This is a genomic window from Amycolatopsis sp. NPDC051061 (genome assembly GCF_040682935.1).
Taxonomy (GTDB): Bacteria; Actinomycetota; Actinomycetes; order Mycobacteriales; family Pseudonocardiaceae; genus Amycolatopsis.
Genome location: NZ_JBFBBZ010000004.1, coordinates 26,481 through 51,155 on the forward strand (window position 1 = coordinate 26,481; position 24,675 = coordinate 51,155).

29 protein-coding genes and 1 pseudogene are annotated in these 24,675 nt (G+C 71.6%); 6 read left to right on the plus strand and 24 right to left on the minus strand.

Annotated features, from left to right (window positions below):
* The first annotated feature begins 53 nt into the window (after nt 1–53).
* Nucleotides 54–506 carry a MarR family winged helix-turn-helix transcriptional regulator gene (locus AB0N03_RS06560; protein WP_364366380.1) on the plus strand — a complete coding sequence of 151 codons (453 nt, stop codon included), beginning with the start codon at nt 54–56 and terminating at the stop codon, nt 504–506.
* Here AB0N03_RS06560 and AB0N03_RS06565 read toward each other — a convergent pair.
* Entirely contained in the window at nt 503–1,207 is a 705-nt protein-coding gene (locus AB0N03_RS06565) for a carboxymuconolactone decarboxylase family protein (RefSeq protein WP_364366383.1), read from the minus strand. The genes AB0N03_RS06560 and AB0N03_RS06565 overlap by 4 nt on opposite strands.
* 103 nt (nt 1,208–1,310) lie before the next feature.
* Here AB0N03_RS06565 and AB0N03_RS06570 point away from each other — a divergent pair, with 103 nt between their 5' ends.
* Nucleotides 1,311–1,910: a TetR/AcrR family transcriptional regulator gene (locus AB0N03_RS06570; RefSeq protein ID WP_364366386.1), complete on the plus strand. Its 600-nt coding sequence runs from the start codon at nt 1,311–1,313 to the stop codon at nt 1,908–1,910.
* 212 nt (nt 1,911–2,122) lie between these two features.
* Nucleotides 2,123–2,398 (plus strand): annotated as a pseudogene (locus tag AB0N03_RS06575) (VOC family protein); the annotation flags it as partial.
* A gap of 7 nt (nt 2,399–2,405) precedes the next feature.
* On the opposite strand, the gene AB0N03_RS06580 reads toward AB0N03_RS06575, so the two are convergent.
* Nucleotides 2,406–2,945 (minus strand): DinB family protein, encoded by a 540-nt coding sequence (locus tag AB0N03_RS06580; RefSeq protein WP_364366389.1) that lies wholly within the window; start codon nt 2,943–2,945, stop codon nt 2,406–2,408.
* 49 nt (nt 2,946–2,994) lie between these two features.
* On the opposite strand from AB0N03_RS06580, the gene AB0N03_RS06585 reads away from it, so the two are divergent.
* Complete coding sequence (locus tag AB0N03_RS06585) at nt 2,995–3,681, plus strand: alpha/beta hydrolase (protein ID WP_364366392.1); 687 nt, start codon at nt 2,995–2,997, stop codon at nt 3,679–3,681.
* Nucleotides 3,682–3,709: 28 nt separating this feature from the next.
* On the opposite strand, the gene AB0N03_RS06590 is transcribed toward AB0N03_RS06585, so the two are convergent.
* From AB0N03_RS06590 to AB0N03_RS06645, 12 genes are all read right to left on the minus strand, one after another.
* A complete protein-coding gene (locus tag AB0N03_RS06590) occupies nt 3,710–5,521 on the minus strand; it encodes a glycosyl transferase (RefSeq protein WP_364366395.1) in 1,812 nt (603 codons plus the stop codon).
* Nucleotides 5,518–6,609 (minus strand): serpin family protein, encoded by a 1,092-nt coding sequence (locus AB0N03_RS06595; protein ID WP_364366398.1) that lies wholly within the window; start codon nt 6,607–6,609, stop codon nt 5,518–5,520. The genes AB0N03_RS06590 and AB0N03_RS06595 overlap by 4 nt, the downstream gene beginning before the upstream one ends.
* A 346-nt stretch (nt 6,610–6,955) precedes the next feature.
* Nucleotides 6,956–8,230: a deoxyguanosinetriphosphate triphosphohydrolase gene (locus AB0N03_RS06600; protein WP_364366401.1), complete on the minus strand. Its 1,275-nt coding sequence runs from the start codon at nt 8,228–8,230 to the stop codon at nt 6,956–6,958.
* 33 nt (nt 8,231–8,263) lie between these two features.
* Nucleotides 8,264–8,917, minus strand: coding sequence for a YdcF family protein (locus AB0N03_RS06605; RefSeq protein WP_364366404.1), 654 nt, complete (start codon nt 8,915–8,917; stop codon nt 8,264–8,266).
* A 32-nt stretch (nt 8,918–8,949) separates the two neighbouring features.
* On the minus strand, nt 8,950–9,555 hold the full coding sequence (locus tag AB0N03_RS06610) for a response regulator transcription factor (protein ID WP_364366407.1): 606 nt from the start codon (nt 9,553–9,555) through the stop codon (nt 8,950–8,952).
* Nucleotides 9,552–10,754: a sensor histidine kinase gene (locus AB0N03_RS06615; RefSeq protein WP_364366410.1), complete on the minus strand. Its 1,203-nt coding sequence runs from the start codon at nt 10,752–10,754 to the stop codon at nt 9,552–9,554. Before AB0N03_RS06615 ends, AB0N03_RS06610 begins: the two co-directional genes overlap by 4 nt.
* A gap of 29 nt (nt 10,755–10,783) precedes the next feature.
* The gene (locus AB0N03_RS06620) at nt 10,784–11,524 is read right to left on the minus strand and encodes an ABC transporter permease (protein WP_364366413.1); all 741 of its coding nucleotides are present in this window, start codon (nt 11,522–11,524) and stop codon (nt 10,784–10,786) included.
* Nucleotides 11,521–12,453, minus strand: a complete 933-nt coding sequence (locus AB0N03_RS06625; RefSeq protein WP_364366416.1) for an ABC transporter ATP-binding protein — start codon at nt 12,451–12,453, stop codon at nt 11,521–11,523. The genes AB0N03_RS06620 and AB0N03_RS06625 overlap by 4 nt, the downstream gene beginning before the upstream one ends.
* A 94-nt stretch (nt 12,454–12,547) precedes the next feature.
* On the minus strand, nt 12,548–13,936 hold the full coding sequence (locus AB0N03_RS06630) for a glycine--tRNA ligase (protein WP_364366419.1): 1,389 nt from the start codon (nt 13,934–13,936) through the stop codon (nt 12,548–12,550).
* 83 nt (nt 13,937–14,019) lie between these two features.
* A complete protein-coding gene (locus AB0N03_RS06635) occupies nt 14,020–14,661 on the minus strand; it encodes a class F sortase (protein WP_364366422.1) in 642 nt (213 codons plus the stop codon).
* Between the two features lie 170 nt (nt 14,662–14,831).
* A complete protein-coding gene (locus AB0N03_RS06640) occupies nt 14,832–15,470 on the minus strand; it encodes a class F sortase (protein ID WP_364366425.1) in 639 nt (212 codons plus the stop codon).
* Nucleotides 15,471–16,556 (minus strand): LPXTG cell wall anchor domain-containing protein, encoded by a 1,086-nt coding sequence (locus tag AB0N03_RS06645; protein WP_364366428.1) that lies wholly within the window; start codon nt 16,554–16,556, stop codon nt 15,471–15,473.
* A gap of 276 nt (nt 16,557–16,832) precedes the next feature.
* On the opposite strand from AB0N03_RS06645, the gene AB0N03_RS06650 reads away from it, so the two are divergent.
* Together AB0N03_RS06650 and AB0N03_RS06655 are read left to right on the plus strand one after the other, a co-directional pair.
* Nucleotides 16,833–17,198, plus strand: coding sequence for a metalloregulator ArsR/SmtB family transcription factor (locus AB0N03_RS06650; protein WP_364366431.1), 366 nt, complete (start codon nt 16,833–16,835; stop codon nt 17,196–17,198).
* On the plus strand, nt 17,198–17,611 hold the full coding sequence (locus tag AB0N03_RS06655) for a Fur family transcriptional regulator (RefSeq protein ID WP_360672400.1): 414 nt from the start codon (nt 17,198–17,200) through the stop codon (nt 17,609–17,611). Before AB0N03_RS06650 ends, AB0N03_RS06655 begins: the two co-directional genes overlap by 1 nt.
* A gap of 175 nt (nt 17,612–17,786) precedes the next feature.
* On the opposite strand, the gene AB0N03_RS06660 is transcribed toward AB0N03_RS06655, so the two are convergent.
* From AB0N03_RS06660 to AB0N03_RS06705, 10 genes are all read right to left on the minus strand, one after another.
* Nucleotides 17,787–18,512, minus strand: coding sequence for a TIGR03943 family protein (locus AB0N03_RS06660; protein ID WP_364366434.1), 726 nt, complete (start codon nt 18,510–18,512; stop codon nt 17,787–17,789).
* Nucleotides 18,509–19,513, minus strand: a complete 1,005-nt coding sequence (locus AB0N03_RS06665) for a permease (RefSeq protein ID WP_364366437.1) — start codon at nt 19,511–19,513, stop codon at nt 18,509–18,511. Before AB0N03_RS06665 ends, AB0N03_RS06660 begins: the two co-directional genes overlap by 4 nt.
* Before the next feature lie 118 nt (nt 19,514–19,631).
* Nucleotides 19,632–20,057: a YbjN domain-containing protein gene (locus AB0N03_RS06670; RefSeq protein WP_364366440.1), complete on the minus strand. Its 426-nt coding sequence runs from the start codon at nt 20,055–20,057 to the stop codon at nt 19,632–19,634.
* Complete coding sequence (locus tag AB0N03_RS06675) at nt 20,054–20,866, minus strand: isoprenyl transferase (RefSeq protein WP_364366443.1); 813 nt, start codon at nt 20,864–20,866, stop codon at nt 20,054–20,056. Before AB0N03_RS06675 ends, AB0N03_RS06670 begins: the two co-directional genes overlap by 4 nt.
* A 59-nt stretch (nt 20,867–20,925) precedes the next feature.
* Entirely contained in the window at nt 20,926–21,732 is an 807-nt protein-coding gene (gene recO / locus AB0N03_RS06680) for a DNA repair protein RecO (protein WP_364366446.1), read from the minus strand.
* A 49-nt stretch (nt 21,733–21,781) separates the two neighbouring features.
* Nucleotides 21,782–22,267 (minus strand): CD225/dispanin family protein, encoded by a 486-nt coding sequence (locus AB0N03_RS06685; RefSeq protein WP_364366447.1) that lies wholly within the window; start codon nt 22,265–22,267, stop codon nt 21,782–21,784.
* A 69-nt stretch (nt 22,268–22,336) separates the two neighbouring features.
* On the minus strand, nt 22,337–23,392 hold the full coding sequence (locus tag AB0N03_RS06690; protein WP_364366450.1) for an RDD family protein: 1,056 nt from the start codon (nt 23,390–23,392) through the stop codon (nt 22,337–22,339).
* 183 nt (nt 23,393–23,575) lie between these two features.
* Nucleotides 23,576–24,025 (minus strand): DUF2752 domain-containing protein, encoded by a 450-nt coding sequence (locus AB0N03_RS06695; protein ID WP_364366453.1) that lies wholly within the window; start codon nt 24,023–24,025, stop codon nt 23,576–23,578.
* Nucleotides 24,022–24,345, minus strand: coding sequence for a CD225/dispanin family protein (locus AB0N03_RS06700; protein WP_364366455.1), 324 nt, complete (start codon nt 24,343–24,345; stop codon nt 24,022–24,024). Before AB0N03_RS06700 ends, AB0N03_RS06695 begins: the two co-directional genes overlap by 4 nt.
* A 26-nt stretch (nt 24,346–24,371) precedes the next feature.
* Complete coding sequence (locus AB0N03_RS06705; RefSeq protein ID WP_364366458.1) at nt 24,372–24,674, minus strand: CD225/dispanin family protein; 303 nt, start codon at nt 24,672–24,674, stop codon at nt 24,372–24,374.
* Between the last annotated feature and the right edge of the window lies 1 nt (nt 24,675).

Sequence of the window (24,675 nt, forward strand, 5' to 3'; positions counted from 1 at the left end):
GTGAAAGCGAGGTTCCGAGATGCGTGCATAAAGCACACGTTATAGTGTGCCTTATGCACGCATCAAGCCCCGACGGCGGCCCCGCCCTCTTCCGGCTGGTCCGGCACTGGGCGCGCCAGTGGGCTCCGGACGTCGTCGAGCGCTTCGCCGCCGACGCGCCACCGGCGTGGACGGTGCCGAACCTGTTCGTCATCCAGGCGATCGACGGTGCGGCGAGCGACGAAGTGACAGTCGCCGACGTGGCCCGCCAGCTGGGTGTCGACCGCTCGGTGGCCAGCCGGATGGTCGGCGAAGCGGGGCGAGACGGCTTCGTCGTACGCTCGACTTCGGCCCGGGACGCGCGCCGCGCGGTCCTGACGCTCACCGACGCGGCGAAGGAGTTCCTCGCGGCTTCGCAAGCCCACCAGCGTCAGGCGTTCGAGGCACTGGTGGGCGACTGGCCTCGCGAAGACCGCGAGCGCTTCGCGGGCTACTTGAGCCGGCTCGCGGGCGAGGTCCTCGGTTAGGCCAGGATTTCGTTCAGGACTTCCCAGGCGTGCCAGGCCCGGGTGACGCCGAACTGCGCGTTGAACCGCAGCGCGGCCCGCACGTCCTCCGGCGACGCACCGCCCCGCAACGCTCGCCCGACGTGCGTGCGGAAGGTGTCGGCCAGCGTCCGGTAGTGGACGTCGACGCTGAGGCTGACCAGGCCGCGCTCGCGTTCGCTGAGCGTGCCGGGCCCGTGCCCGGTGCGCATCCGCGACTGCAGGTCGAAGTACCCGGTGAAGTGCGGGTCCAGCTCGTTCAGCCGGGCGCGCGTCGGCTCCGGGAGCGGGCTGGGCGCGGCGTCCGGCCCGGTCGAGAGCAGCTCGGGTGCCAGCGGTTCGGCGTCTTCGGGGGAGATCCCCAGTTCCGCCTCCAGCTCGACGATCCGCTCGACACCCGCCGTCGCGGCGTGGTAACCGCAGTCGTACGAGACGAACCGCAGCAGCTCGCGAATGTCCGAAGTGGACACTCCGGCGGCCAGGCCGGCCCGCACGTGGGCGCTGAACGCCATACCCAGGCTCGCCTGGCAGACGTCGGCCGTGACGCACAGGAACGTCTTCTCCCGGTCGGTCAGCTCCGGGATCGCCCGGACGTACTTCGCGGTGGCGCCGGCCATCTGGGCGAACACCGGGTCGAGCGCGGCCAGGCGCTCGAGGCTGGTCGGACTTTCGGTGGTGGTCAAGATCGTGCTCCCTCAGTGTGGTGAACATTCGTAGCGCTACAGCTGTAGTGCAATTGAAGCTACACCTGTAGCGCAATGGGTGTCCAGCTACACTGGACCGACCATGACCGAGAACCGCCGCCGTCCCAACGCCCGCGGCCAGGGCGAGTTGCTGCGCGAAGAGATCGTCACGGCCGCCGTGCGGATGCTCGACGAGCTGGCCGACGACGAAGCGCTGTCCCTGCGGGCCGTCGCGCGGGAGGTGTCGATCGCGGCGACGTCGGTCTACCTGCACTTCCCGGACCGCGACGCGTTGGTGCTGGCCGCGATGCGGCGGTGTCACGAGGAGCTCGTCGGCACCGGGGACGCCGCGGCCGCGGAGGCTTCCGACCCGGCGGCCGCGTTGCGCGCCCGGATCCTGGCGCAGGCGGCGTGGGCGCGCGAGCACCCCGGGCTCTACAAGGTGCTACACGAGAGCAAGGTCCACCGACGGCTCGGCATGCCGTTCAAGGAGGTCATGGTCGCGCGCACGATCGACGCGGTCCGGGCCTGCATGGAGGCGGGCCTGGCGCCGTCCGACGACGCGGCGACCGTCGCCATCGACCTGCGGACGGCGGTCAACGGCATGCTGGCGCAGCGGATCAACGAGCCCGACCTGCCGTGGCCGCCGGCCGTCGAGCAGGTCGACCGGTTCCTGGTGAAGCTGGTCGGCCTGCGGCGCTGACTTGTGATCACGCGCGGAACCGGCTTGGCCGACGGCGGCCGGCCCGCCGAGATCCGCATCGGCGACTCGCTGATCCTGGTGTCGGCCGAAGGCGAGCGCGAGCTGTTCCCCGCCCTACGGCGACCGGTGCGCGATGGTCCGCGACCCGTTCGGCAACGTCTTCCAGATCGCGCACCGCCGTGGCTGAGCGCGTCCCGCGGCTGCGCCAGGTGGTCCTGCTCGACGCGTCCGGCGTGCCGCGGCTGGCGTTCCAGCAGGTCGACACGCTGCCGCCGCCGACGTGGCCGTCCGGTCCGCGGCCGCAGATGCTGCACCTGGACCTGATCGTGGAGACGGTCGCCGAGCTGGACGAGCAGCACGAACGAGCGATGTCGCTGGGCGCACGGCTGCTGGCGGACCGCGCGGACGACCCCGAGGAGCCACTGCGCGTCTACGCGGATCCGGCGGGCCACCCGTTCTGCTTGTTCGTCGGCCCGACTCCGCCCTGACGAGCCACTATTCCCCGGTGCTGCCGTCGATCGATTCGCGGATGAGGTCGGCGTGGCCGTTGTGGCGGCAGTACTCCTCGACCAGGTGGACCAGGATCCAGCGCAGGCTCGGCGAACTGCCGTCCCGCCGCGTGTGCTTGGAGGCCTGCGAAAGGTCGCCGTTCGTCAACGCCTCCGCGTAAAGCTCCCGGGACCGCGCCACCGCTCCCTGCCAGAGCTCACGGAGCTGCTCGGGCGAGTCCTCCGCCGCGGAATCCCAGTCCCAGTCCGGGGTTTCGCGCCAGTCGACGGTGTTCCACGGCTTCGCCGGCTCGCGGTCGAACAGGACGCACGAAAACCAGTAGTCCTCGACGTAGGCGAGGTGCTTGAGCAGCCCGCCCAGCGTCAGCGTGGACGGCGGGTGCGTCGCGCGCAGGCCGGCCGCGTCGAGTCCGGCGCACTTCCACGCCAAGGTGTCGCGGTGGAAGTCCAGGAAACCGAGCAGGATCGCGGCTTCGTCGCCATCGACGGGCGGCTCGGTCCGCCCCTGGTCGTCCACTGAGGTCACGGGCGCCGACTCTACCGAAACTGTCGGACCCCTCCACTAGGTTTCCGGCATGGCTGAATTCGTACTGGTGGCAGGCGCTTGGCTCGGTTCGTGGGCGTGGGACGACGTCGTCCCGGGGTTGCGCGAAGCGGGCCACGGCGCACACGCGGTGACGTTGTCCGGGGTCGCCGAAAAACGCGACGCGCCCGGCGGGCAGCAACGGCAGGTGCAGGACATCGTCGACGTCGTCTCGCAGGGCGACCTGCGGGAGGTCGTGATGGTCGGGCACAGCTACTCGGGCATCCCGGTGGGGCAGGCGGCCGAGCGGATCGGCGACCGGCTGAAGCGCGCGGTGTTCGTCGACTCCAACGTGCCGGCCGACGGGGAGTCGTTCACGTCCGCCTGGTCCGAGGCGCAGGCAGCGGCACTCACCGAACGCGGCTTCTGGCCGCCGCTGACCGCGGAAGACTTTGCGGACCAAGGACTTTCGGACGCCGAGATCGCCCGGATCGTCGAGGGTTCGACCCCGCACCCGGCCGCGTCGCTCACCGAGCCCGCGGTGCTTTCGCGTCCGCTGGGCGAGCTCCCGGCGACGTACATCAAGTGCCTCCTCGACGGTGAGACACCGTCGCCGGATGTCGCGAAGCTGCTCGAGAGCGCCCGCTGGCAGCTGGTGGAGATGACCACCGGGCACTGGCCGATGCTCTCTCGACCGAAGGAGCTGATCGCGATCCTGCTCGACGCCGCGAAGGCCTGACCGACGCCGGGCGCGCGCCGGGCGCCGGTCACGGCGTCAGGGGCCGCACGTCCCAGACCCACACCCCGCCGACGAACTCCGCCGGCTTGCGCAGCAGGAGCTCCACAGTGGACTTCAGCGCTTCCTGGTTCTGGCGGGGGCCGACCACCAGCACGTCCGCGTTCCAGGCGCGCAGGTCGGTCAGCGCCTGGGTGCGGTCGGCTTCGGTGACGTCCGCGGCCTGTCCCGTCTTCTCCACCTCGGCGAACAGGTCCGAGGTCGGCAGGGGCACCGCGCCGTAGCGGCCGCGGCGGTCGTCCGGGGAGGTCGGGCCGACGAAGTAGCCCTCGGGCATCGGGTAGCCGAGGCCCGCGTCGACCTGCCAGTGCAGCGGCTCGGCCTCGCCGGTGCTCGGCAGCGGGACCGGCACGAGCGAGCCGCCCGGGGCGATGTACTGGCGCCAGATCCCGTCGGCGAAGAAAGGAGGTGAGAGCGGGCGTTCGTGCGTCACCAGCTCCGTCGGGGCGATCGGCAGCAGCACCGCCACCACCGCGCCGATCCAGATCATGCGCAGCGGGAAGCGGGGTTTGCCGTCCAGGGGCTCGGGCTGCTCGGCCGCCGCCGCCCAGACGCGGTGCGTCGCGATCGCCAGGAGCCCGCCGACCACGGGGATGCAGCCCATCGCGAGCCGGGATTCGAGCAGCGAATCCAGCAGCGGCAGTTGCCCGAGCCACTTCCACGGCCCGGCGATGCCGGTGTCGTCGTGCGCGACGGTGATTTCGACGCCCAGCGAAAGGAGGGCCATCACGTACATCGTGATCGCCAGTGCGCGCGAAACGACGTCGCGCCACAGCCAGATCGTGAGCACCACCATGAGCACGATCAGCGGCCAGCCGAAGAACGCGTTCTCCTCGGTGCGGTTCATCGACACGTCCGCCGCCGCCTCGGGCGCGCCGGCGATCGACTGCGTCGCGAAGCGCGTGAACGCCGCCGTGTCGTTTCCCGCCGGACCGTGCAGCAGCGAGTGGAAGCTCTGCGGACCGAAGAACTGCCAGTACAACGGGAACCCGGCGATCAGCAACGCGACGACCGCGCCGATGCCGATCCCTTTGGCCAGCGGCGCCAGCATGCCGCGGATCTCCGCGCGGTGCGGGATCAGGTACGCGACGGCGAACACGAGGAAGGTCAGCGCGAAGATCATCAGCGGCTCTTCGCCCAGCAGGATCTGCCACGCGACGAGCAGCCCGAGCACGATCCCGTTGCGCAGCGGGCGTTCGCCGTGGGCGAGCTGGATCGTCTTGAGCGCGATGAACGGCAGCACGAACAGCACGACGAAGTTCGGGTGCGCGTTGCCGTGCGAGATCATCGGCGGGGCGAAACCGCAGAACGCGCCGCCGATCGCGGCCGCCGTGCGGTTCGGCACCAGGTGGCGGGAGAACACCCAGTACCAGCCGGCGGCGGTCCCGGCGAGCCCGGCGGTGAGCACGATCGCCCACGTCAGCGTCGCGCCGAAGGTCAGCGTGAGCGGGGCGAGCGGGACGTTCAGGCCGAACATCGCCGCGTTCGCCGCCATGTTGACGCCGTGCGGGTAGTTCTGGAGGTCCGTGGTGAACGGGTTCTGGAAGTGCAGCACGGCCTTCGCGACAACCGTCGAGTACCACTCCCACTGGCTCTGGTCGGCGGCGCCGTTCCAGAGGTAACCGCGCTTGAGGTCGAACCAGAGCCCGTTGTACAGCAGGATCGTGAACAGGAGGAAACCGCCGGTGATGGCGGAGTCCTGCCACGCCCAGCGCTTTGGGCCTTCGGGTGGTTCGGGGGCGGGTGGGACGAGATCGGGGACGGCTTCGGACTTCAAGCTCACGGTTCGACCACCCTGGCGAGGAAGTGGAGGGCCCCGGTGCCGGCGTGCCGGACCAGCAGCAGGAACGGCCGGTCGACCGTGACGGTGACCGGGTCGTCGATGATCATCGAGGTGAGGCGCATGGTCAGCGCGGTCGCCGCGGCCCCCTCGAACCCCTGTTCGTCCACCCGCAGCACGGCCTGGTGCAGCACCTCGGACACGGTCAGCCGCGGGTCCGGGGAGAGGCCGCTCAGGTCGGCCTCGTCGGTGAACATCGTGCGGACGCCGAGGCCGCGCAGCACGCCGGTGAGCGAGCTGGGGACGTCCAGCGAGATCTTGGGCAGCGCGAGCTCGACGAGCTTGAAGCCGATTTCGCCGAGCAGGCTCGTCAGGGTGGCCTGGTCGAGGGCCGCTTCGGCGTCGGCGAGGTCGCCGTCGGGCAGCAGCACCACGGCCTGGAAGCCGCCCGCCGCGACCAGCTGCACGGCCTGCCACCCGGCGGCGTGCGCGTAGCCGACGCGCTCGCTGAGCCACATGGTCGGGACGTCCCGGGTGCCGGACGGCGCGTGGAACGGCGCGTCGCCGGTGTTCGCCTCGCGGAACGGCAGCTTCCACGCGGCTTTGAGGTAGAGGGCGTTGACCAGGACGGCCGCGACGTCCCGGTCGATCGAGCCGGGCGGGAGCAGCTGCGGGATGAGGCCGCGCGTGGTGCGCCCGACATCGTCGTTGATCAGGGCGCGCGCGGCTTCGGGCTCCTTCTCGAAGGGCGCGCTCGCCACGGCGGCGCCGGGCCACCCGGCCAGCTCGGCCTTGAAGGAATCTTCGAGCGGGAGCCGGTCGTCGGCCCACAGCGTGTTCGAGACGGCGACCTCGGCTTGCTCACCCCGGCCCTCTTCGACCGGCTGCGCGGCTTCCCGCAGCAGGACGGTCTGCTGGTCGGGATCACCGAGCAGGGCGACGAGCTCCTCGCGGGTGGTCCCCCGGGCGGCCCGCGCGGCCAGGATCAGCGCACTGGCCACCGAATACGGCGAGAAACAGGAGTTCCCGCCCGCGGCACCGAGGGCCGCGTGGACGGCGAGGGCGAACCGGAGGTGGCTGTCCGTGGCCATGCGGGCGAGAGTACCGGAACGGTTCACCCCACCGGGCGGCCACGCGGAACTCCGCCCAAGGGTGACAAATCCCCCACGCGGAACCGCGCCGCCGGATGCCAGAACCACTCCGCGACCAGGTCCGCAAGGTCGGCTCGCGTACCCAGACAGTCGGCTCACGTACTCAGCCGGTCGGCTCGCGTGCCCGAACAGTCGGCTCGCGTACCCAAAGGTTGGTTCACGTGATCAGGCGGGCATCTCGCGTGGTTGGGCGGGCATCAGCCGTGATTGAGGGGGCATCAGCGCGGATGCCCCTCCAATCACACGCGATGCCCCTGCAGACACGCGTGCTGCTCGTGCGTGACCGTCAGCGGTGGTGGCGGGTCACGTGCCAGGAGTACCACGTGTGGGCTTGGGCGTCCGTGAGCGAAGCGACCTGGTCGATCACCACCCTCAGCAACCCCGCGTCGTCGCGAGCCGACTTCCAGGCCGGGGCGAACAGCGGGTCCAGGGACTCCGGGGCCCGGCGGGCCAGCGCGTGGACCAGCTCCACCAGCAGCTCGCGCTGCCCCTCCTGCATCGCCAGCCGGCGGCGGTCGCTCATCACGTACCGCAGCGCCAGCGCCTTCAGCAGCGCAACCTCCGCCGCGACCTGCTCCGGGACGCACAGCCGCGCCCCGTAGCGGCTCAGCGGCCCCTCGCCGAACTCGGCGCGGGTGCCCGTGACCGCCGCCGTCGTGAAGCGGCCGACCAGCTCGCTCGTCAACCGCTTCAACGCCACCTGCGCGCCCGGGGAACCGTCCGGCTCGGCCGAGGCCAGCTCCGCCACCACCGGCAGCGCCAGCAGCTCGGCCGCCGCATCCTCCAAAGTGGACACCGACTGCGCCGAGAAGTGCTTGGCCGCGGCCTCGGCGACGGCCGCGCGCTCGTCCGGGTGGGCGAGCACGCGCAGCTTGATCCGGCCGGCCAGCACGCCGTCCTCGACGTCGTGCACCGAGTACGCGACGTCGTCCGCCCAGTCCATGATCTGGGCTTCCAGGCACGTCCGCTCTTCCGGCGCCCCTTCCCGCACCCACTCGAACACCGGGACGTCGTCGCCGTACACGCCGTACTTCGCCTGCCCCGGCCTGCGCGGCCACGGGTACTTCGTGGTCGCGTCCAGGCACGCGCGGGTCAGGTTGAGCCCCACCGGCTCGCCGTCGGCGGACAGCAGCTTCGGCTCCAGCCGGGTGAGGATGCGCAACGTCTGCGCGTTGCCCTCGAAGCCGCCGCACGCGGTGGCCACCTCGTCGAGCGCGCGCTCGCCGTTGTGCCCGAACGGCGGGTGCCCGATGTCGTGCGCCAGCCCCGCGGTGTCGGCCAGGTCCGGGTCCGCGCCCAGCTCGTCGGCGATGCCCCGGCCGATCTGCGCGACCTCCAGGGAGTGCGTCAGCCGGGTGCGCGGGACGCCGGTGATCTCGGCGCCCTCCCCCGGCCCGACCACCTGGGTCTTGCCGGCGAGCCGCCGCAGCGCCGCCGAGTGCAGCACGCGGGCCCGGTCGCGCGAGAACGCGCTGCGCCCGTCCGCGCGCGTGCCGGGCAGCGCCGCGCCCTTCGCCGGCTCCGGCAGCAGGCGGGCGGTCTCGTGCTCGGTGTAATCCACCCGGCCAGCCTAAACGGCGGGACCGACAAAAACTCAGCCGAGGAAGGTGGCGAAGAGATCGTCGGCCGGGGTCTTCGTCAGCCGGTAGTACAGCAGCGCGCCGGTCTCGCGGATGATGTAGCGCACCTGCGTGACGCGCTCCTGCACGATCGGCCCGCTGTGCGTCGGCGCGGTCCAGGCGTCCAGGCCCAGGTCGTCGGCCATGGTCCGGGCGCGGAAGGAGTGCCACGGGTCGCTGACGAGCACGGCCGAGTGCCAGCCGCGTCCCTGGACCTCGTCGGCGACCGCACGGAGGCTGCGCAGCGTGTCGCTGCCCTCCCCGACCGCCAGCGTCGCGGACGACGGCACGCCGTGCCGGGTCAGCCACAGCTGGCCGGCCCGGGCCTCGGTGAAGTTGTCCTCGGCCTTCTTGCCGCCCGCGGTGACGATCGTCTTCGCGACGCCCGCGTCGTAGAGCTGCTTCGCCTTGACCAGCCGCGCCGCGTAGATGTCCGACGGCTTGCCGTTGTACTGCGCCGCGCCCAGCACCACGATGACGTCGGCGGGCGTCCGGTCGTTCTCGCGCGCGACCTGCCAGACGCGGAACGCCGTGCCGCCGACGAGCGCGAGCAGCATGAGGACCGTGCCGAAGGCGATCCGGCGCGCCCAGCTCGCGCGCGTCGGTTTCGTGCGTTCAGCGGTACCCACCCGGCCCATCTTGTCAGAAGGCCGGCGGCCGCTCAGAGCCAGCCGCGCTCCTCCGAGACCCGCACCGCTTCGGCCCGGGTCCGGGCGCCGGTCTTGCCGATCGCGGCGGACAGGTGGTTGCGGACGGTCCCTTCCGACAGGTGCAGCGCACGGGCGACGTCGGCCACCGTGCTGCCGTCCTTGGCTTCCCGCAAGACATCCCGCTCGCGCCCGGTGAGCGGGCTGGCGCCGGTGGCCAGCGACTCGGCGGCCAGCGCCGGGTCCACCACGCGGAGTCCACTGTGGACTCGCCGGACGGCCTCGACCAACTGCTCGGGCGGGGCGTCCTTGACGACGAACCCGGCCGCGCCCGCCGCCATCGCACGCGCCAGGTAGCCGGGCCGGCCGAACGTCGTGCAGATGATGACCCGGCACGACGGCAGCGCGGCCCGCAGGTCGGCCGCCGCCGCCAGCCCGTCCTTGCCCGGCATCTGCACGTCCAGCAAGGCGACGTCCGGCTTGGCCTCGCGCGCGGCGGCCACCACCTCGTCGCCGGAGCCGACCTGCCCGACCACCTCGATGTCCGATTCGAGGCTCAGCACGGTCGCCAGTGCGCCGCGCACCATGGCCTGGTCGTCGGCCAGCAACACCCGGATCAAGCGAGTCCTCCCGCGGGTTCGGCGCGCACGGCCGGGGCGGCCGCGCGTGGTTCCGGCAGCGGGATCTCCGCCCGCACCAGCAATCCTCCCCCGGACCGGGCCGACGCCCGCAGGGTGCCCCCGACGGCGGTCAGCCGCTCGGTGAGCCCGCGCAGGCCGTTGCCCGGGACGACCTCGGCCGCCCGGCCGTCGTCCTCGATCTCCAGCCAGGTGTCCCCCAGCTTCACCTTGACCTGCTTGGCGCCGGAGTGCCGCAGCACGTTCGTCACGGCCTCGCGCAGCACGTACCCGAAGACGCTCTGGAACTCGGGCCGCACGTTGTCGACCGCGTGCGGCAGGTCGGCGTCGATCTCCGCGGCCCGCAACGCGGCCCGGGCGCCGACGATCTCGGCCGACAACGACACCTCCCGGTACTCCGAGACGGTGGCGCGGACGTCGGACAGCGCGCTGCGGGTCAGGCCCTCGACCTCGCGGATCTCCTCGACCGCGCGCGGGATGTCCGCCGAGCTCTCCAGCACCCGTCGGGCCAGCCCCGCCTTGACGGTGATCGTGGTGAGGCTGTGCCCGAGCAGGTCGTGCAGGTCGCGGGCGACGCGCTCGCGTTCGTTCGCCACCGCGAGCGTGGCGATTTCCTCGTTGGCCAGCTGCAGCCGCCGGACCGCCCGGACCAGGCTGGACATGAAGAACATCGCCATCGTCACCGACGCGACGGTGACCAGGTCGCCCCAGTTGCCGCCGAACCGGCCGTCCACCAGCAGGATCGCCGCACCGATCAGCAGCGCCGCGCCGTCGAGGAGCACCACCCACGCCAGCGGCAGCAGGAACACCAGCGCGGCGGTGCCGTAGAGCATGACGAACGGGTTGGCGTGCGTCGCGGCGACCACGGCGAGGCCCAGAAAGAGCATCCACACGCTGTAGGCGAAGCGGAACGGGCGGCCGCGGTCGAACGCGACCGGGAACAGCGCGTAGGACACCGCGACGCCGTAGACGAGCACCCACAGCACCACGACCCAGGGCGTCACGCGGTCCACGGCCAGCAGCGACTTCGTCACCGGGATGAGGTAGGGCAGGGTGAACACGATCGACAGGAGCGGCCACCGGAACTTGTCCGGCCCGCTCTTGCCCCGGCTGCGCGGGGGGTCCTCCCACCACGTGTCGTGGTTGCTCAGCCCGTGCTGCTTCGCTTCGTCCTTGGCCATCGCCGTTCCCATTTCCCCTGTCCCGGCCCTCAGACCCGGGCGCTGTCCTTACGGTAACGCCTGATCACCAGCACCCCCAGGACCGCGGTCCACGCCGCGAGGACGCCAACGGCCTGCGGCAGCGAGACCACCATGTCGCTGGTCACGGCCGGTCGCGCGACCTGCAGCACCCAGTACGTCGGCATGATCTGCGCGACGTCGTGCATCCAGGACGGCATGCCTTCCAGCGGGATCCACAGGCCGCCGAGGAAGCCCATGCCGAGGGTGACGATCATGCTGATCGGCTGCATCGAGTCCGGCGTGCCGAACTGCCCGATGAGCAGGCCGAGCAGCACCAGCGGCAGCGTGCCGAGGAAGATTCCGACGAGGATCCGGACCCAGCCGGCGGCGTCGAGGTGCACGCCCTCGACCGTCACGGCCAGCACGGGCACGAGGATCAGTGCGGGCAGCCCGACGAGCATCCCGGACAGCGCTTTGCCGCCGAGGTAACCGAACCCGGTCAGCGGGGTCAGCCGCAGCTGCCGCTGCCAGCCCAGCGCCCGCTCCAGGGCGAGCCGGCCGCCGCTGGTGTTGGCCGCGGCGAACGTCCCGAAGGTCATCATGTTGATCATCACCACGGCCGCGAACTCGGCGTGCTGCGGATCGCCGGCCTTGACGAAGACGCTGGCCTGCAACAAGAACATCAGCACCGGGAACGCGATGACGAAGACCAGGAACCGCGGCGCCCGGAAGTTCCGGCGGATCTCGGTGAGCAGGTAGGTGGCGTTCATCGCACGGACTCCGGGGTCTCGTCGGCGGTCAGGGTGAGGAAGGCGCCTTCGAGGCCGACGGCGCTGATCTCGACGTCGTGGACAGCGGGCACGGCGGCCTTCAGCGCCCACAGCGTCGCGTCGGAGTCGCCGGTGGAGATCGCGACGCGGTCGCCGCGCAGCTCGAACTCCTTGACGCCGGGCAGGGCCGCGACGACGGCTTCGGTCGCGCCCGGGACGGCCGCCCGCAGCGTGCGGCCACCGGCCAGCGCGCGGACCTCGGCGACACTCCCGTCGGCCACGACGCGACCGCGTCGCATCAGCACCACCCGGTCGGCGAACTCCTCGGCCTCTTCGAGGTAGTGCGTGGCGAACAGGACCGTGCGGCCGGACTCGGTGAAGGAGTACATCGACCGCCAGAACTCGCGCCGGGTCCCGACGTCCATCGCGGCGGTCGGCTCGTCGAGGATCAGCAGGTCGGGGTGGCTGACCAGGGCGACGGCGAAGCGCACGCGCTGCTTCTGGCCGCCGGAGAGCTTGTTGGCGCGACGGCCGGCCAGCTCGTCGATCCCGGCGGCGCGCAGGGCCTCGGCCACCGGCATCGGCCGGCGGTGCAGGGCCGCGACCATGCCGACGGTCTCCCCGACGGTCAGGTCGTCCATCAGGGCGCCGCCCTGCAGCATCGCGCCGATCAGGCCGGCGCGGACGGCGTCGAGCGGCTTGCGGCCGAACACGCGCACGTCGCCCGCGTCCGGCGTGGTCAGGCCGAGGATCATGTCGACGGTGGTGGACTTGCCCGCGCCGTTGGGGCCGAGCAGGGCGACCACTTCGCCCGGGGCGATCGTCAGGTCGACGCCGTCGACCGCATGGACGTCGCCGTAGTGCTTGCGCAGGCCGGCGAGGTGGACCGCGGCCCCCGCCGCCACCGCCTGGGTTTCTGTTTCTCGCATGCCCCCAGACTGCCGCCCGGCGGGCCCGGGTCCCCAGACCGTGCGTCACGACCTGACCGTGACAGGTGTCAGGGGTACCCGGGCCCCGGGTGGTTCAGCAGCCGATCAGGCGGCCGGCCAGGTAGGACTCCAGCTTGTCGATCGCGACGCGTTCCTGCGCCATGGTGTCGCGGTCGCGGACCGTGACGGCGTTGTCCTCGAGGCTGTCGAAGTCGACCGTCACGCAGTACGGCGTGCCGATCTCCTCCTGGCGGCGGTAGCGCTTGCCGATCGACCCGGCGTCGTCGAAGTCGATGTTCCAGTGCTTGCGCAGCAGGTCGGCGACGGCCTTCGCCTTCGGGGTCAGGTCGGCGTTGCGCGACAGCGGCAGGACCGCGGCCTTGTACGGCGCGAGCCGCGGGTCGAGCTTCAGCACCACGCGCTTCTCGGTGCCGCCCTTGGCGTTCGGCACCTCGTCCTCGCGGTAGGCGTCGATCAGGAACGCCATCATCGACCGGCCGACACCGGCCGCCGGCTCGATCACGAACGGCCGGAACCGCTGCTTCGAGGTGGGGTCGAAGTACGACAGGTCCACGCCCGAGTGGTTCGAGTGCGTGGTCAGGTCGAAGTCGGTGCGGTTGGCGATGCCTTCGAGCTCACCCCACTCCTGCCCGGCGTTGAACGCGAACCGGTACTCGATGTCGACGGTGCGCTTCGCGTAGTGCGAGAGCTTTTCCTTCGGGTGCTCGAAGTGACGCAGGTTCTCGGCGTTGATGCCGAGGTCCGTGTACCACTTCGTGCGCTCGTCGATCCAGTACTGGTGCCAGGTCTCGTCCTCGCCCGGCTCGACGAAGAACTCCATCTCCATCTGCTCGAACTCGCGCGTCCGGAAGATGAAGTTGCCCGGCGTGATCTCGTTGCGGAACGACTTGCCGATCTGGCCGATGCCGAACGGCGGCTTCTTGCGGGCCGTCGTCTGCACGTTGAGGTAGTTGACGAAGATGCCCTGCGCGGTCTCCGGACGGAGGTAGTGCAGGCCCTCTTCGGACTCCACCGGGCCGAGGTAGGTCTTCAGCATCATGTTGAAGTCCCGCGGCGCGGTGTACTTGCCGCGGGTGCCGCAGTTCGGGCAGGGCACATCGGACAGGTCGTCCTCGGTGGTCTCCTTGCCGGTGCGGCCCGCGTACTCCTCGGCGAGCTGGTCGGCGCGGAACCGCTTGTGGCACGAGAGGCACTCGATCAGCGGGTCGGTGAACACGTTGACGTGCCCCGAAGCCACCCACACCTGGCGCGGCAGGATCACCGAGGAGTCGAGGCCGACGACGTCGTCGCGGCCCTGGACCACGGTCTTCCACCACTGGCGCTTGATGTTGTCCTTGAGCTCGACCCCGAGCGGCCCGTAGTCCCACGCCGAGCGGGTACCGCCGTAGATCTCTCCGCTGGCGAAGACGAAACCACGGCGCTTGCACAGGCTGACTACGGTATCGATGGTGTTCGTGGGCACTCCACGCTCCGGAAGCATGCGGGGACGGTTATCGGACTAGAACGTCCAGGGTATCCGCCGGGACCCAGCGCTTTTCGCGCAGGCTACGGCCGGGTCACCAGCGACGCCGTCACGACGCGGTTGTCCTCGTATCCCTCGGTCCCGCCGACGTACTCGCCACCGCAGGTGACCAGGAGCAGCTTGTGCGGGCCGGCCGGGTCGAACAGCTGCTCCGAGCGGCCGGCCAGCTCGGACTTGTGGATGGTCTCGGTCGCGTCGACCCGGTAGACCCAGGCACCGCCCGCGGCGTCGGTCAGCTTGACCTCCTGACCCTGCTTGACCTGCCAGAGCTCGTTGAACGGCCCCTTCTTGCCCTTCCAGTTCACGTGCCCGGACAGCAGCGCGACACCGTGGTCGGCGCCGAGCTTCGCGCCCCACCAGGCGGCTTCGTCGAGGCCCTCGGGGATCTTGAGGGCGCCCGCCGCGTCGAGGTCCTCCTGGACGAGCTTCGCGGCACCGCCACCGGGCAAGGACAGCTGCGACGGCGCCTGACCGGTGTCCTGCTTCGCCGGCTGGTCCGCTGCCGCGACGGGCGTGGTGGCGCCGTTCGCGCCGGCGGGTTCATCCTTTCCGGTGAAGATGAGCAGGGTGGCGACGAGCGCCGCGACCAAGAAGGCGCCGGCGACGCCGGCGATCCACCAGCGGCCGGGGCCCTTCTTCCGCTCCGCCGGGTTCTGCTCCTGCATGCGCCTGTGCTCCTTCGCTGTCGTGACCAGTGCACAGGCAGACATGCCGCGAAGGGTGCGGGAGGTTGCACCGGATCCGGCGAGGAGCGGGAACGGCGGACGTCATGAACGACTCTTTCATGACGTCCGGCGCGGTGAACGACTCGTTCATGACGTCCGGGGGCGCCGGGTCAGCCGGTCGGGCGCGTCACCAGCTTGGCCGTGACCAGGCGGTTCTCGTCGTACCCCTCGGTCCCGCCGACGTAGTCGCCGCCGCAGGTCACCAGGACCAGGCGGTGCGGGCCGTCCTGGCCGAACCACTTCGCGGCCTGCTCCGGCAGCGTCTCCTTCGGCAGCGTCGTCACGCTGTCGACGCGGTAGACCCAGCGGCCACCCCTCGCGTCGACCACGCTCACCTCGTCGCCGTCGCGCATGCGCCAGAGCTCGTCGAACGGCCCCCGCTGCCCTTCCCAGTTCACGTGCCCGGACAGCAGCGCCGCCCCTTGGGCCGCGCCCAGCTTGGCGCCCCACCAGGCCGCGTCGCCCAGGCCGCGCGGGATCGGGAGCACGCCGCGGTCGGTGAGCTCCGTGCGGACCAGGCGGGCGGTGGCGCCGTCGGGCAGCCGGACCGTGCCCGGGCGCTGCTGCGCGGCGGACTCGCTGTCCGCGGGCAGCACGGCCGGGGCCGCGTTCTCCCCCGGCAGCGAGCCGGGCGGTGGCGCGGCGAGCGACGTCGGCTCGGGTGGCAGCCAGGTCAGCACGATGACGCCGGCCGCGAAGGCGGCCACGGCCAGCGCCGCCGAGACGGCGGCCAGCCCGGTGCGCAGCACCTAGTCCGTCCCGGACTTGCGCCGCCTGCCGAGCAGCAGCGCGACGGCCCCGAAGAACACCCCGCCGAAGAGCAGGCCGAGGCCGAGCGGGACGCGCGAGCCGTCGCCGCCGGTGTCGGGCGCGGCCGCGCCGAGGTATCCGGCCGGGACCTGCGTCGGCACCGCGGCCTGCGTCGCGCTCGTGCCGCCGCCGGTGCTGCCGGCGGCCTTCGCGACGAAGCCCTTCGGCACCGAGCAGCTGACGCCGCCGAGCACGATGGTCGTCTGGACGTCCTGCAGCGCGGTGCCCGCCGCGTCCTTGACGTGGGTGGTGATCTCGACGCGCCAGCCGGCGACGGCGGTGAAGTCGCCGCCGCGCCAGCCGTCCTGCCGGATCAGCTGGTCGAACGCGCCGACGCGGGTCAGCTTGAGGTCGGAGACCGTCGTGTCCTTGCCGGCGTTCGCGATGTCGCCGGGCGGGCCGAGCCGCAGGTTCTGCAGCTGGAGGCCGGCGTTGCCGCCGGGCATCGGGACGATGCCGAGCCCACCGCTCTGGCGCACCCACAGCCGGGTCACCGACGACGTTCCGGTCAGCTTCGACGGCGCGGTGCAGTCCACCGACGTCTTCGCGCCTTCGAGCACGAGCACCGTGTTGTCGGCCGGCTTCGCGCCGCCCTGCCAGTCGTCGCGCAGCGCGTAGCTGGTCTCGGCGACGGCGGTGGGCACGGTGGTCGCCTGCAGCGCGGCGACGACGTTGTGGTCCCGGCTCACGACGCCCGCCGGGTACGGGTTGCCGTTGCTGTAACGGCCGAGGTCGATCTGGTAATGCCCGCCGAAGGTGGCGCGCTCGCCGTCGTCCTTGGGGACCGTGACGCGGTCCGTGCCGAGCTTCGACTGGCCGGGCAGCAGCGGGGAGCGCTGGGTCTCGGTGATCAGGGCGCCGCCGTGCTGGCCTTCGCCGCCGATCCGGACGGACGCGATGTTCGCGAACGAGACCGGCCCGGTCTTCTCGTCGACGGCCTGGCTCTGCGCCCCGGCGACCCCGGCACCGACCAGCGGGAAGAGGACGGCCGTCAGTGCGGCTGCTTTCGTGACGGAACGGGTCATGTCTCCCCACTGCTCTGCTCGGGCGGGTCGCCAGCGTACGAGAAGCGACGAAACGCTCCGCGACTACCTTGCCCCGTCCGCCACGACTTGCGAAGCCGAAGAGGCAATTCCCCATGAACTCACCCGAATGGCGTAATACGACCGGCCGTAGTTCGCAAGGCGCGACGACGAAGCGGGTGCTACCGCGGGGAACACTAGGATGGGTGGTGCCGTTATCGGCAATGACTACGGAATTCATGGTCGCCGGCGGCGATGACGAGCAGCGTGGAGGCGGGAATGGCGACAGTCACCGGGGGTGGCGCCCAGCCGGACCTCGCCGGGTGCGCACCGGCGCCGGCCCAGGCACCGGCGCACCCGCCGGCATCGGTCCTGACCGACGCCGGTGACCTGCTGCGCGCGCTGGCGGCGCCGGTCCGGATCGCGATCGTGCTCCAGCTGCGCGCGGCCGACCGGTGCGTGCACGAGCTGGTGGACGCCCTCGACGTCGCCCAGCCGCTGATCAGCCAGCACCTGCGGGTCCTCAAGACGGCCGGGGTGGTCCAGGGCGAGCGCCGCGGCCGCGAGGTCGTCTACCGGCTCGCGGACGACCACTTGGCGCACATCGTCGTCGACGCCGTCGCCCACGTGCAGGAAGGAAAGTGATGAACGCCGTCGCGCCGCGCAGCCAGGCCCCGGTGCCGGGGCGCCGATCGACCCGCCAGCGGGCCGCGGTCGTCGAGCTGCTGAGTACCGTCGACGACTTCCGGTCGGCCCAGGAACTGCACGACGAGCTGCGCAAACGCGGCGACGGCATCGGCCTGACGACGGTCTACCGCACACTGCAGTCGCTGTCGGAGGCCGGCGAGATCGACGTCCTGCGCACGGACTCGGGCGAAGCGATCTACCGGCGCTGCTCGGCGCACCACCACCATCACCTGGTGTGCCGCCTGTGCGGCCGCACGGTGGAGGTCGAGGGGCCGGCGGTGGAGCGGTGGGCGGAGAAGATCGCGGCCGAGCACGGCTTTTCGGAGATCTCGCACACCGTGGAGATCACCGGGACCTGCGCGGAGCACTGACCCATCCCGCCGACACCGCTGCCGCGTGGTTGCGGCTGCCGATCGGCGCGACCGGCAGCCGCCGCGAAGTCGCGAATGACTCATACGGGACCTCCGGCGCCGCGAATGACTCATTCGCGACACACCAGCCGCACCGACACCTCGGGCGAGCGCGATTCCGGCGCCGTAGCCTCGCTCAATACTCGTACGGGTCCTTCGGTGCCGGGACCATCGCGAGCGATGCCAGGGTGAAGTCCGGCGTGTAGCTGTTGTTCTTCGTCGCCGTGCCGGGGACTACCTGGCCCGTCACCCGGATCCACGCGTCGCTCGCGAGGTGGTCGGCTTCGCCGCCGCGCAGGTGGACCGTCACCGGGAACGCGTCCGCCGCGCAGCAGCTGATCACCAAGCGGGCCAGCAGCGTGCCGCCGCCGGTGTGCACCACGAAGCCGGTCAGCGAGACCGTGCGGTTGTCGAGCGTGCCCGCCGCGTCCCAGCCCGCGCGGCTGACGAACTCGTTCACCGCCAGCGGCACCACGTTCCCCGCCGGCAGCGGCGGGAAGGCGGCGGCGTTGGCGGCCGCCGCGCTCGCCGGGACCCGCGCCTCGGTGCGGATCACCGAGTCGGCGCCCAGGGCGGGCGGCGCGACGAGGAAGACCGCCAGCACCGGCACCAGCAGCAGCCAGGCGGGGCGCGCCGAGTGCGAGTGGTCGTCGTGGCCCGGCTCCGTGCCGGCTTTCGCCCGTGCGGCCAGGAGATCGCGCACGATCGCGACCGCGCCGAGCAGCACCATGACCGCTCCGCCGGCGATGATCCACGGCTGCTGCGCCGGCTTGACGTAACGCAGGTAATCGCCGTTGATCGCGATCTTGACCAGCGCGCCGCCGAGCAGGATCAGCAGGATGTTCTGCGTCTCGCGCTTCACGCCGTCACCCCCACCAGCAGGCCGGCCACCACGGCGCAGACCGCCGCCACCACGAACGTCGCCGGGGCGAACCGCGCCGCGAACGACTTGCCGAACGTGCCCGCCTGCAAGGCGAACAGCTTCACGTCCACCGCCGGCCCCACCACCAGGAACACCAGCTTCGGCAACATCGGCAACCCCGTCAGCGAAGCCGCCACGAACGCGTCCGCCTCGCTGCACAGCGCCAGCACCACCGCCAGCACCGCCATCACCACGATGCCCAGCACCACCTGCTCACCGAGGACGCCGAACCAGCGAGCCGGCACCAGCACGTTCAGCGCCGACGAGATCAGCGCCCCCAGCACCAGGAAACCGCCCGCCTCGACCAGGTCCGTGCGGGCCGTCTCGGCGAACACCCGCCACCGGTGTCCACTCGGGACTTCGGGCAGGCGCCGCAACGCGCGGGCGGTGATCCACTCCAGCTTGCCCCAGCGGGCCCAGAGCCAGCCCATCACCATCGCCGTCGCCAGCGAACCCGCGAAGCGGGCCAGCACCATCTCCGGCTTGCCCGGGAACGCCACCGCCGTCGCCACCAGCACCACCGGGTTCACCGCCGGCGCCGCCAGCAGGAACGTCAGCGCCGCCGCCGGCGCCACGCCCTGCCCCATCAGCCGGCGCGCCACCGGCACCGACGCGCACTCGCAGCCCGGCAGCGCGACCCCGGCCAGCCCGGCAACGCCGACCGCCGCGCCGGCTCGCCGGGGCAGCACCTTCTCCAGCACGCGGGCGGGCACGAACGCCGCGATGGCCCCGCTGATCAGCACGCCCAGCACGAGGAACGGCAGCGCTTGCACGCAGACGGCGACGAACACGGTCGAGCCGGTACGCAGCGCGGGCACGTCGAACGCCTGCTGCAGCCAGCCCTGGGCGAGGATCGCGACCAGCAGGATCGCGCACAGCACCTCGACGGAGCTGATGCGGAACCGGCGGGTGCGCCGCGCGTTGCCGGAAACGATGTTCACGAAGGCGATGATGCCAGCAAGGTCCGGCACCGAGAGCACCGCACAGCCGCGAACGGTCGGGAAAGGCCGCTTTTCGACCGGAATTCGCCGTTCGCGGCGGCGGAGAACCCCGGGTGGGTCAACCGCCGGGCACGATTCCCGGCAAATCGGCCCGCAGCTGCGACGCCGTCGACACCACCAGCATCAGCAACGTCCCGAGCGCCGCCGCGTCCAGCCCCGCGGCCGGGAACGCGTACCGCAGGGTCACGTCCACGCCGTTGTCGGAATGTCCGACGCCGAGCGTCCCGAACAGGCCCTGCCCCGCCCGCTCGGCGACGGCGATCGACAGCTCCGGCCCGTCCGGCAGGTCCCAGCCGACCACGCAGGTCAGCGTCAGCACGGTGAGGCCCTCGCCGAGCCGGGTCGCCTGGATCACGCACGGGACGTCGCCGTGGGCGAACGTCAGCGCGCCGTCGTCGTCGACGTGCACCTCGAGGTAGCGCTCGAGGGACTCCTTCGCCTGCGTCAGCAGCTCCGCGGTCTCCGCCGCTTCGGTCGCGCTCATGACGACGCCTGGTCGACAGCAGCGCCGAAACGGCGATCCCGCTTCGCGAACTCCAGGCACGCGCGCCACAGGTGCGTCCGGTCGAAGTCGGGGAACAGCGTGTCCTGGTAGACCATCTCGGCGTAGGCCGACTGCCAGAGCAGGAAGTTCGACGTCCGCTGCTCGCCCGAAGGCCGCAGGAACAGGTCCACGTCCGGCATGTCCGGCTGGTACAGGTACTTGCCGATGGTCTTCTCGGTGACCTTGCCGGGATCGAGACGACCGTCCGCGACGTCACGGGCGATCCGCTGCATCGCGTCGCCCAGCTCCGCGCGGCCGCCGTAGTTGACGCACATCGTCATGTTCAGCGCCGTGTTGTGCTTGGTCTTCTCCTCGGCCGCCTGCAGCTCCTTGATCACCGAAGCCCACAGCTTCGGCCGCCGCCCGGCCCACCGGATGCGCACGCCGATCGAGCCGAGGTAGTCGACCTGGCGCCGGATGGTGTCGCGGTTGAAGCCCATCAGGAACCGCACCTCTTCGGGGCTGCGCTTCCAGTTCTCCGTCGAGAACGCGTACACCGAGAGCCACTTGACGCCGATCTCGACCGCGCCGGCGGCGACGTCGATCATCACCGCCTCACCGCGCTTGTGGCCTTCGATCCGCGGCAGGCCGCGCTGGTTGGCCCAGCGGCCGTTGCCGTCCATGACCAGCGCGACGTGCTTCGGGACCAGCTCGCGCGGGATCTCCGGCGGCGTCGCGCCGGACGGGTGCGGATCCGGGGCCCGCAGCTCGTATCGCGACGCTTTGCTCTCGCGTCCCCTGCGCAGCACTGCGAGCCTCCCTGGATGGGTGAAACCGATCAGGGCCGACCCTACTGCCCGCGCAGCCCCTATCCTTCGGGGGTCCGGGTGGCGGAGCCCCCGGCTCGGGGCGAAGCCCCGGATGTCACCGCGGTCTCCCGGGCGCGTCGCTCGACCAGGGGAAGGGACCGGAGCTGACGCTCCAGATGCCACTGCAGGTGGGCCGCGACCAGGCCGCTCGCGTCGCGGCGGGTGCCCGGCAGGGTCGACTCGGCCATCGTCCACTCGCCGTGCAGCAGGGCGGTGAGCAGGTCCAGGACCTGGGGCGCGGGGTGCACGGAGCCGGGCACGCGGCAGTCCTGGCACATCGAGCCGCCGGCGGAGACGCTGAACGCGACGTGCGGGCCGGGCAGGCCGCAGCGGGCGCACTCGGTGAGCGCGGGCGCCCAGCCGGCGTAGGACATCGCGCGGAGGAAGAACGCGTCGAGCACGAGGGACGCGTCACGCTCCCCGGCGGCGAGCGAACGCAGCGCGCCGCAGACGAGGAGGTAGAGCTTGAGCACCGGCTCGCCCTCTTCGGCCGAGAGCCGGTCCGCGGTTTCGGCGATCGCGCTGGCCGCGGTGTAGCGCTGGTAGTCGGCGACCAGCGGCAGCTGGAACGCGTCGACGGTCTCGACCTGGGTGATCACGTCGAGCGTGCGGCCGGTGTAGAACTGCACGTCGACGTGGCCGAACGGCTCCAGCCGGGCCCCGAACCGCGACGAGGTGCGCCGCACGCCCTTCGCCACGGCGCGGACCTTGCCGTGCCGTCGCGTGAGCAGGGTGATGATCCGGTCGGCCTCACCCAGCTTGTGCGTGCGCAACACCACCCCGGTGTCGCGGTAGAGGTTCACCACCCCGACATCGTCCCACTCTCGGGGGATGCCGGGGTGGACCGACCCGGTTTCAGCAGTAGGTGTAGCCGTAGCAGGTGCTGACGGCGACCGCCGAGATGATGATCGAGACGATGGCGATGGCCCACGCGATGCCGCCGATCACGGTGGCGATGATGCAGAGCGTCTTGGTCGTCCGCGACGCCTGCTCCGCCATCGCGTAATTGCCCTGCATCTTGTACGTCTGGACCTCGTTGGACTTCATGATCGCGAAGATCGCGAGGATCCACATGAGGAAGATGCAGCCGATGGCCCAGCCCTTGTAGTCCTTGATGGCGTTGATGTCGCCGCCACCGGGCATGCCGTAGCCGGGAGCGCCGAAGCCACCGGTCGGGGGCTGGCCGTACGGCGCGGGCTGACCGTAAGGCGCGGGCTGGCCGTAGGCGGGCATGCCGCCCGACGGCGGGCCGTAGCCGGGCTGCTGCGGCTGCTGCGGGAAACCGCCGGACTGCGGCTGCTGCCCGTAAGGCGGCTGCTGCTGGCCGTAGGGATTGGTCATGAGCGTGTACCCCAATTATTCGTGAACGTCCGCCGGGTCACCCCGGCGGTGGTGCGGGAAAGGCGTGCCTCAGTGGTGCGGCGGCTGGTCGTTCGGCGGCCGGCCGAACTGGCCGGGCTGGAGCTTCTGGGTTTCCCCGGCGTCGCCCTGGCCCTGGCCCTGGTCTTCGGGACGCAGCATCTGCGTCCGTTCGGCCTGCTCGTCGAACGCGGATCCGCCCTCGGCGGAGTCCGGGCGGAGCATCTGGGTGCGCTCGACTTCGTCGAAGGGGGAACCGCCCGGCGGCGGGGCGAGCGGCCGGCCCGGCTGCTGCCCGAAGCCGCCCGGCTGCGGGGGCTGCCCGAACCCGCCGGACGCCGGCTGCTGCGGGAGCCCGCCGGAGGACGGCTGCTGCGGGAAGCCACCCGGTGCGGGCTGGCCGAAGCCGCCGGACTGGGGCTGCTGCGGGAATCCACCGGACTGCGGCTGCCCGGGCGGCGGGTAGCCGCCGGCGAACGGCTGCGCGCCGGGCTGGCCGAACGGGGCCTGGCCGGGCGCGGCGTCGGCCTGCACCACCACGGAGCTGACGATCTTGTCCGCGAAGGTCTGGCTCTTGTCGTCCCACAGCGGCCACAGGAAACCGATGTAGCAAGCGGCCCCGTCGACCGCGTGACAGATGTCGCGCAGGAAAGCGGTTCCGGCGCCGACCGGCTGCCCGGTCTGCTCGGAGATCAGCTTGATCCCGAGGACGCGCTTGCCCAGCGACTGCCCGGTGTTCCCCTGCTGGATCCACCGGTTGTAGACGCCCCAGCCGATGCCCGCGACCGCGCCGAGCGAGTAGAGGGTCAACCCGATGGCCCACGAGCCGGCGAGGGTGATGATGAGCGCGAGGAGGTAGATGACGATGACCGGCGCCTGGTCGATGATCAGCGCACCGGCCCGCTGGCCCCAGTTCGCGTAGTTCTGCGGTGCACCGAAGGGAGTTCCCGGCTGGCCGAACGGCGCCTGCTGCCCGTAGGGGGCGGGCTGCCCGTACGGCGCGGGCTGCCCGTAAGGCGGCGGCGCCTGGCCGGGCTGCGGTGGTCCGAACGGCTGCCGGCCCCCGGGCTGCTGCCCGAACGGCTGCTGGCCGTAGGGATCGGTCATCTGGCTCTCCCCCTCGCTGGTCACTCCCCGCACACTCCGTGCGGAACCGCGCCGGATCTACGGCACTGGTCCGCGGGAGCGTACTCGGTTCACCTGCGGCGGCGTTGCCCAGGCATCCACTTCCGGGTGAACCGGACGAGCCTCCGACGCGGTGCGTGGCGAAGCGGTTCCCGTCTGTCGAAATCAGACTTTCAAGCCGGTGAACGGGGCGAACGGGAGGTTGCGAATGACGAACCAGAGGGCGAACACGACGCCGACGGTCAGCGGGGTCCAGCGCCAGTGCAGCCAGCTGTTCACCCAGCGGCCGCGCAGCCGCCCGAGCGTCCAGGCGATCGTGCTCCACACGAAGAGGAGGACGACGACGAGCGACACGGCGTTGTAGTGCAGGGCCGCGGGCAGGTCGCCGTGCATCAGGCTGTACGCCATCCGCATGCCGCCGCAGCCCGGGCAGTCGATGCCGAACAGCGCCTTGGTCGGGCAGACCGGGAGCCAGCCGCCCGGCGTGGTCGGGTCGCCGATCAGGACCGCCGCGCAGCACAGGCCGAGCCCGCCCACGACGGCCATCGGGGCGCCAAGGGCGCGCAGCGTGGCCCTGGCGCCGCGGGCCGGATATCCCGTGTAGACGGTCGTCATGGCACCAGCGACCAGAAGGAGACGCCGACGAGGGCGAACATGACCAGGACGAACGCCAGGTAGACCCCGATCAGCACGCCGGACGCGATCGCCGACCACATCGCCCACTTGCGGGCTTCGTCGGCGGCCCGGTGCGCTTCGGCGTGGAAGCCCTGGAACCACAGGGAGTTGACCTGGCTCGCCTTCACGATGGCGACGATACCCAACGGCAGGCAGCACATCACCGTCGACAGGATCGCCCAGACCAGGTTGTTCTCCGGCGGCGGCCCGTAGTTCGGCACCCAGCCGTGCGGCGGGTACTGCTGATAGGGCTGGGTCACCGGGATCGCCTCCTGCTCGGGTCGCGTCAGTACGACGCGGCGTCGTCCAGCAGCGTTCCCAGCAGCAGGACACCGCCGGCGACCAAGGCGACCCAGAACACCACTCCGACGACCGCGCCGATGATCGCCCAGCGCCGCGCGGCACCGGCCGCGCCGCGGGCGGCGTCCGGGTCACCCTGCGCCCAGAGCTTCTCCACCTTGGCCGCCTGGAAGATCGAGACGATCCCGAAGGGCAGGCAGATGATCGCGGCGACGATGCCCCAGACCAGGTTGCTCGCGGGCGGGGGCCCGGGGTTGTAGTCCGCGGGCGGCCGCGGCTGCTCGCTCACG

Coding starts and splice junctions, on each gene's coding strand:
- AB0N03_RS06560 (WP_364366380.1), top strand. CDS start 54: ATGCACGCATCAAGCCCCGACGGCGGCCCCGCCCTCTTCCGGCTGGTC.
- AB0N03_RS06570 (WP_364366386.1), top strand. CDS start 1,311: ATGACCGAGAACCGCCGCCGTCCCAACGCCCGCGGCCAGGGCGAGTTG.
- AB0N03_RS06585 (WP_364366392.1), top strand. CDS start 2,995: ATGGCTGAATTCGTACTGGTGGCAGGCGCTTGGCTCGGTTCGTGGGCG.
- AB0N03_RS06595 (WP_364366398.1), bottom strand. CDS start 6,609: ATGGCCACGGACAGCCACCTCCGGTTCGCCCTCGCCGTCCACGCGGCC.
- AB0N03_RS06615 (WP_364366410.1), bottom strand. CDS start 10,754: ATGGCCAAGGACGAAGCGAAGCAGCACGGGCTGAGCAACCACGACACG.
- AB0N03_RS06620 (WP_364366413.1), bottom strand. CDS start 11,524: ATGAACGCCACCTACCTGCTCACCGAGATCCGCCGGAACTTCCGGGCG.
- AB0N03_RS06625 (WP_364366416.1), bottom strand. CDS start 12,453: ATGCGAGAAACAGAAACCCAGGCGGTGGCGGCGGGGGCCGCGGTCCAC.
- AB0N03_RS06635 (WP_364366422.1), bottom strand. CDS start 14,661: ATGCAGGAGCAGAACCCGGCGGAGCGGAAGAAGGGCCCCGGCCGCTGG.
- AB0N03_RS06645 (WP_364366428.1), bottom strand. CDS start 16,556: ATGACCCGTTCCGTCACGAAAGCAGCCGCACTGACGGCCGTCCTCTTC.
- AB0N03_RS06650 (WP_364366431.1), top strand. CDS start 16,833: ATGGCGACAGTCACCGGGGGTGGCGCCCAGCCGGACCTCGCCGGGTGC.
- AB0N03_RS06655 (WP_360672400.1), top strand. CDS start 17,198: ATGAACGCCGTCGCGCCGCGCAGCCAGGCCCCGGTGCCGGGGCGCCGA.
- AB0N03_RS06670 (WP_364366440.1), bottom strand. CDS start 20,057: ATGAGCGCGACCGAAGCGGCGGAGACCGCGGAGCTGCTGACGCAGGCG.
- AB0N03_RS06685 (WP_364366447.1), bottom strand. CDS start 22,267: ATGACCAATCCCTACGGCCAGCAGCAGCCGCCTTACGGGCAGCAGCCG.
- AB0N03_RS06690 (WP_364366450.1), bottom strand. CDS start 23,392: ATGACCGATCCCTACGGCCAGCAGCCGTTCGGGCAGCAGCCCGGGGGC.
- AB0N03_RS06695 (WP_364366453.1), bottom strand. CDS start 24,025: ATGACGACCGTCTACACGGGATATCCGGCCCGCGGCGCCAGGGCCACG.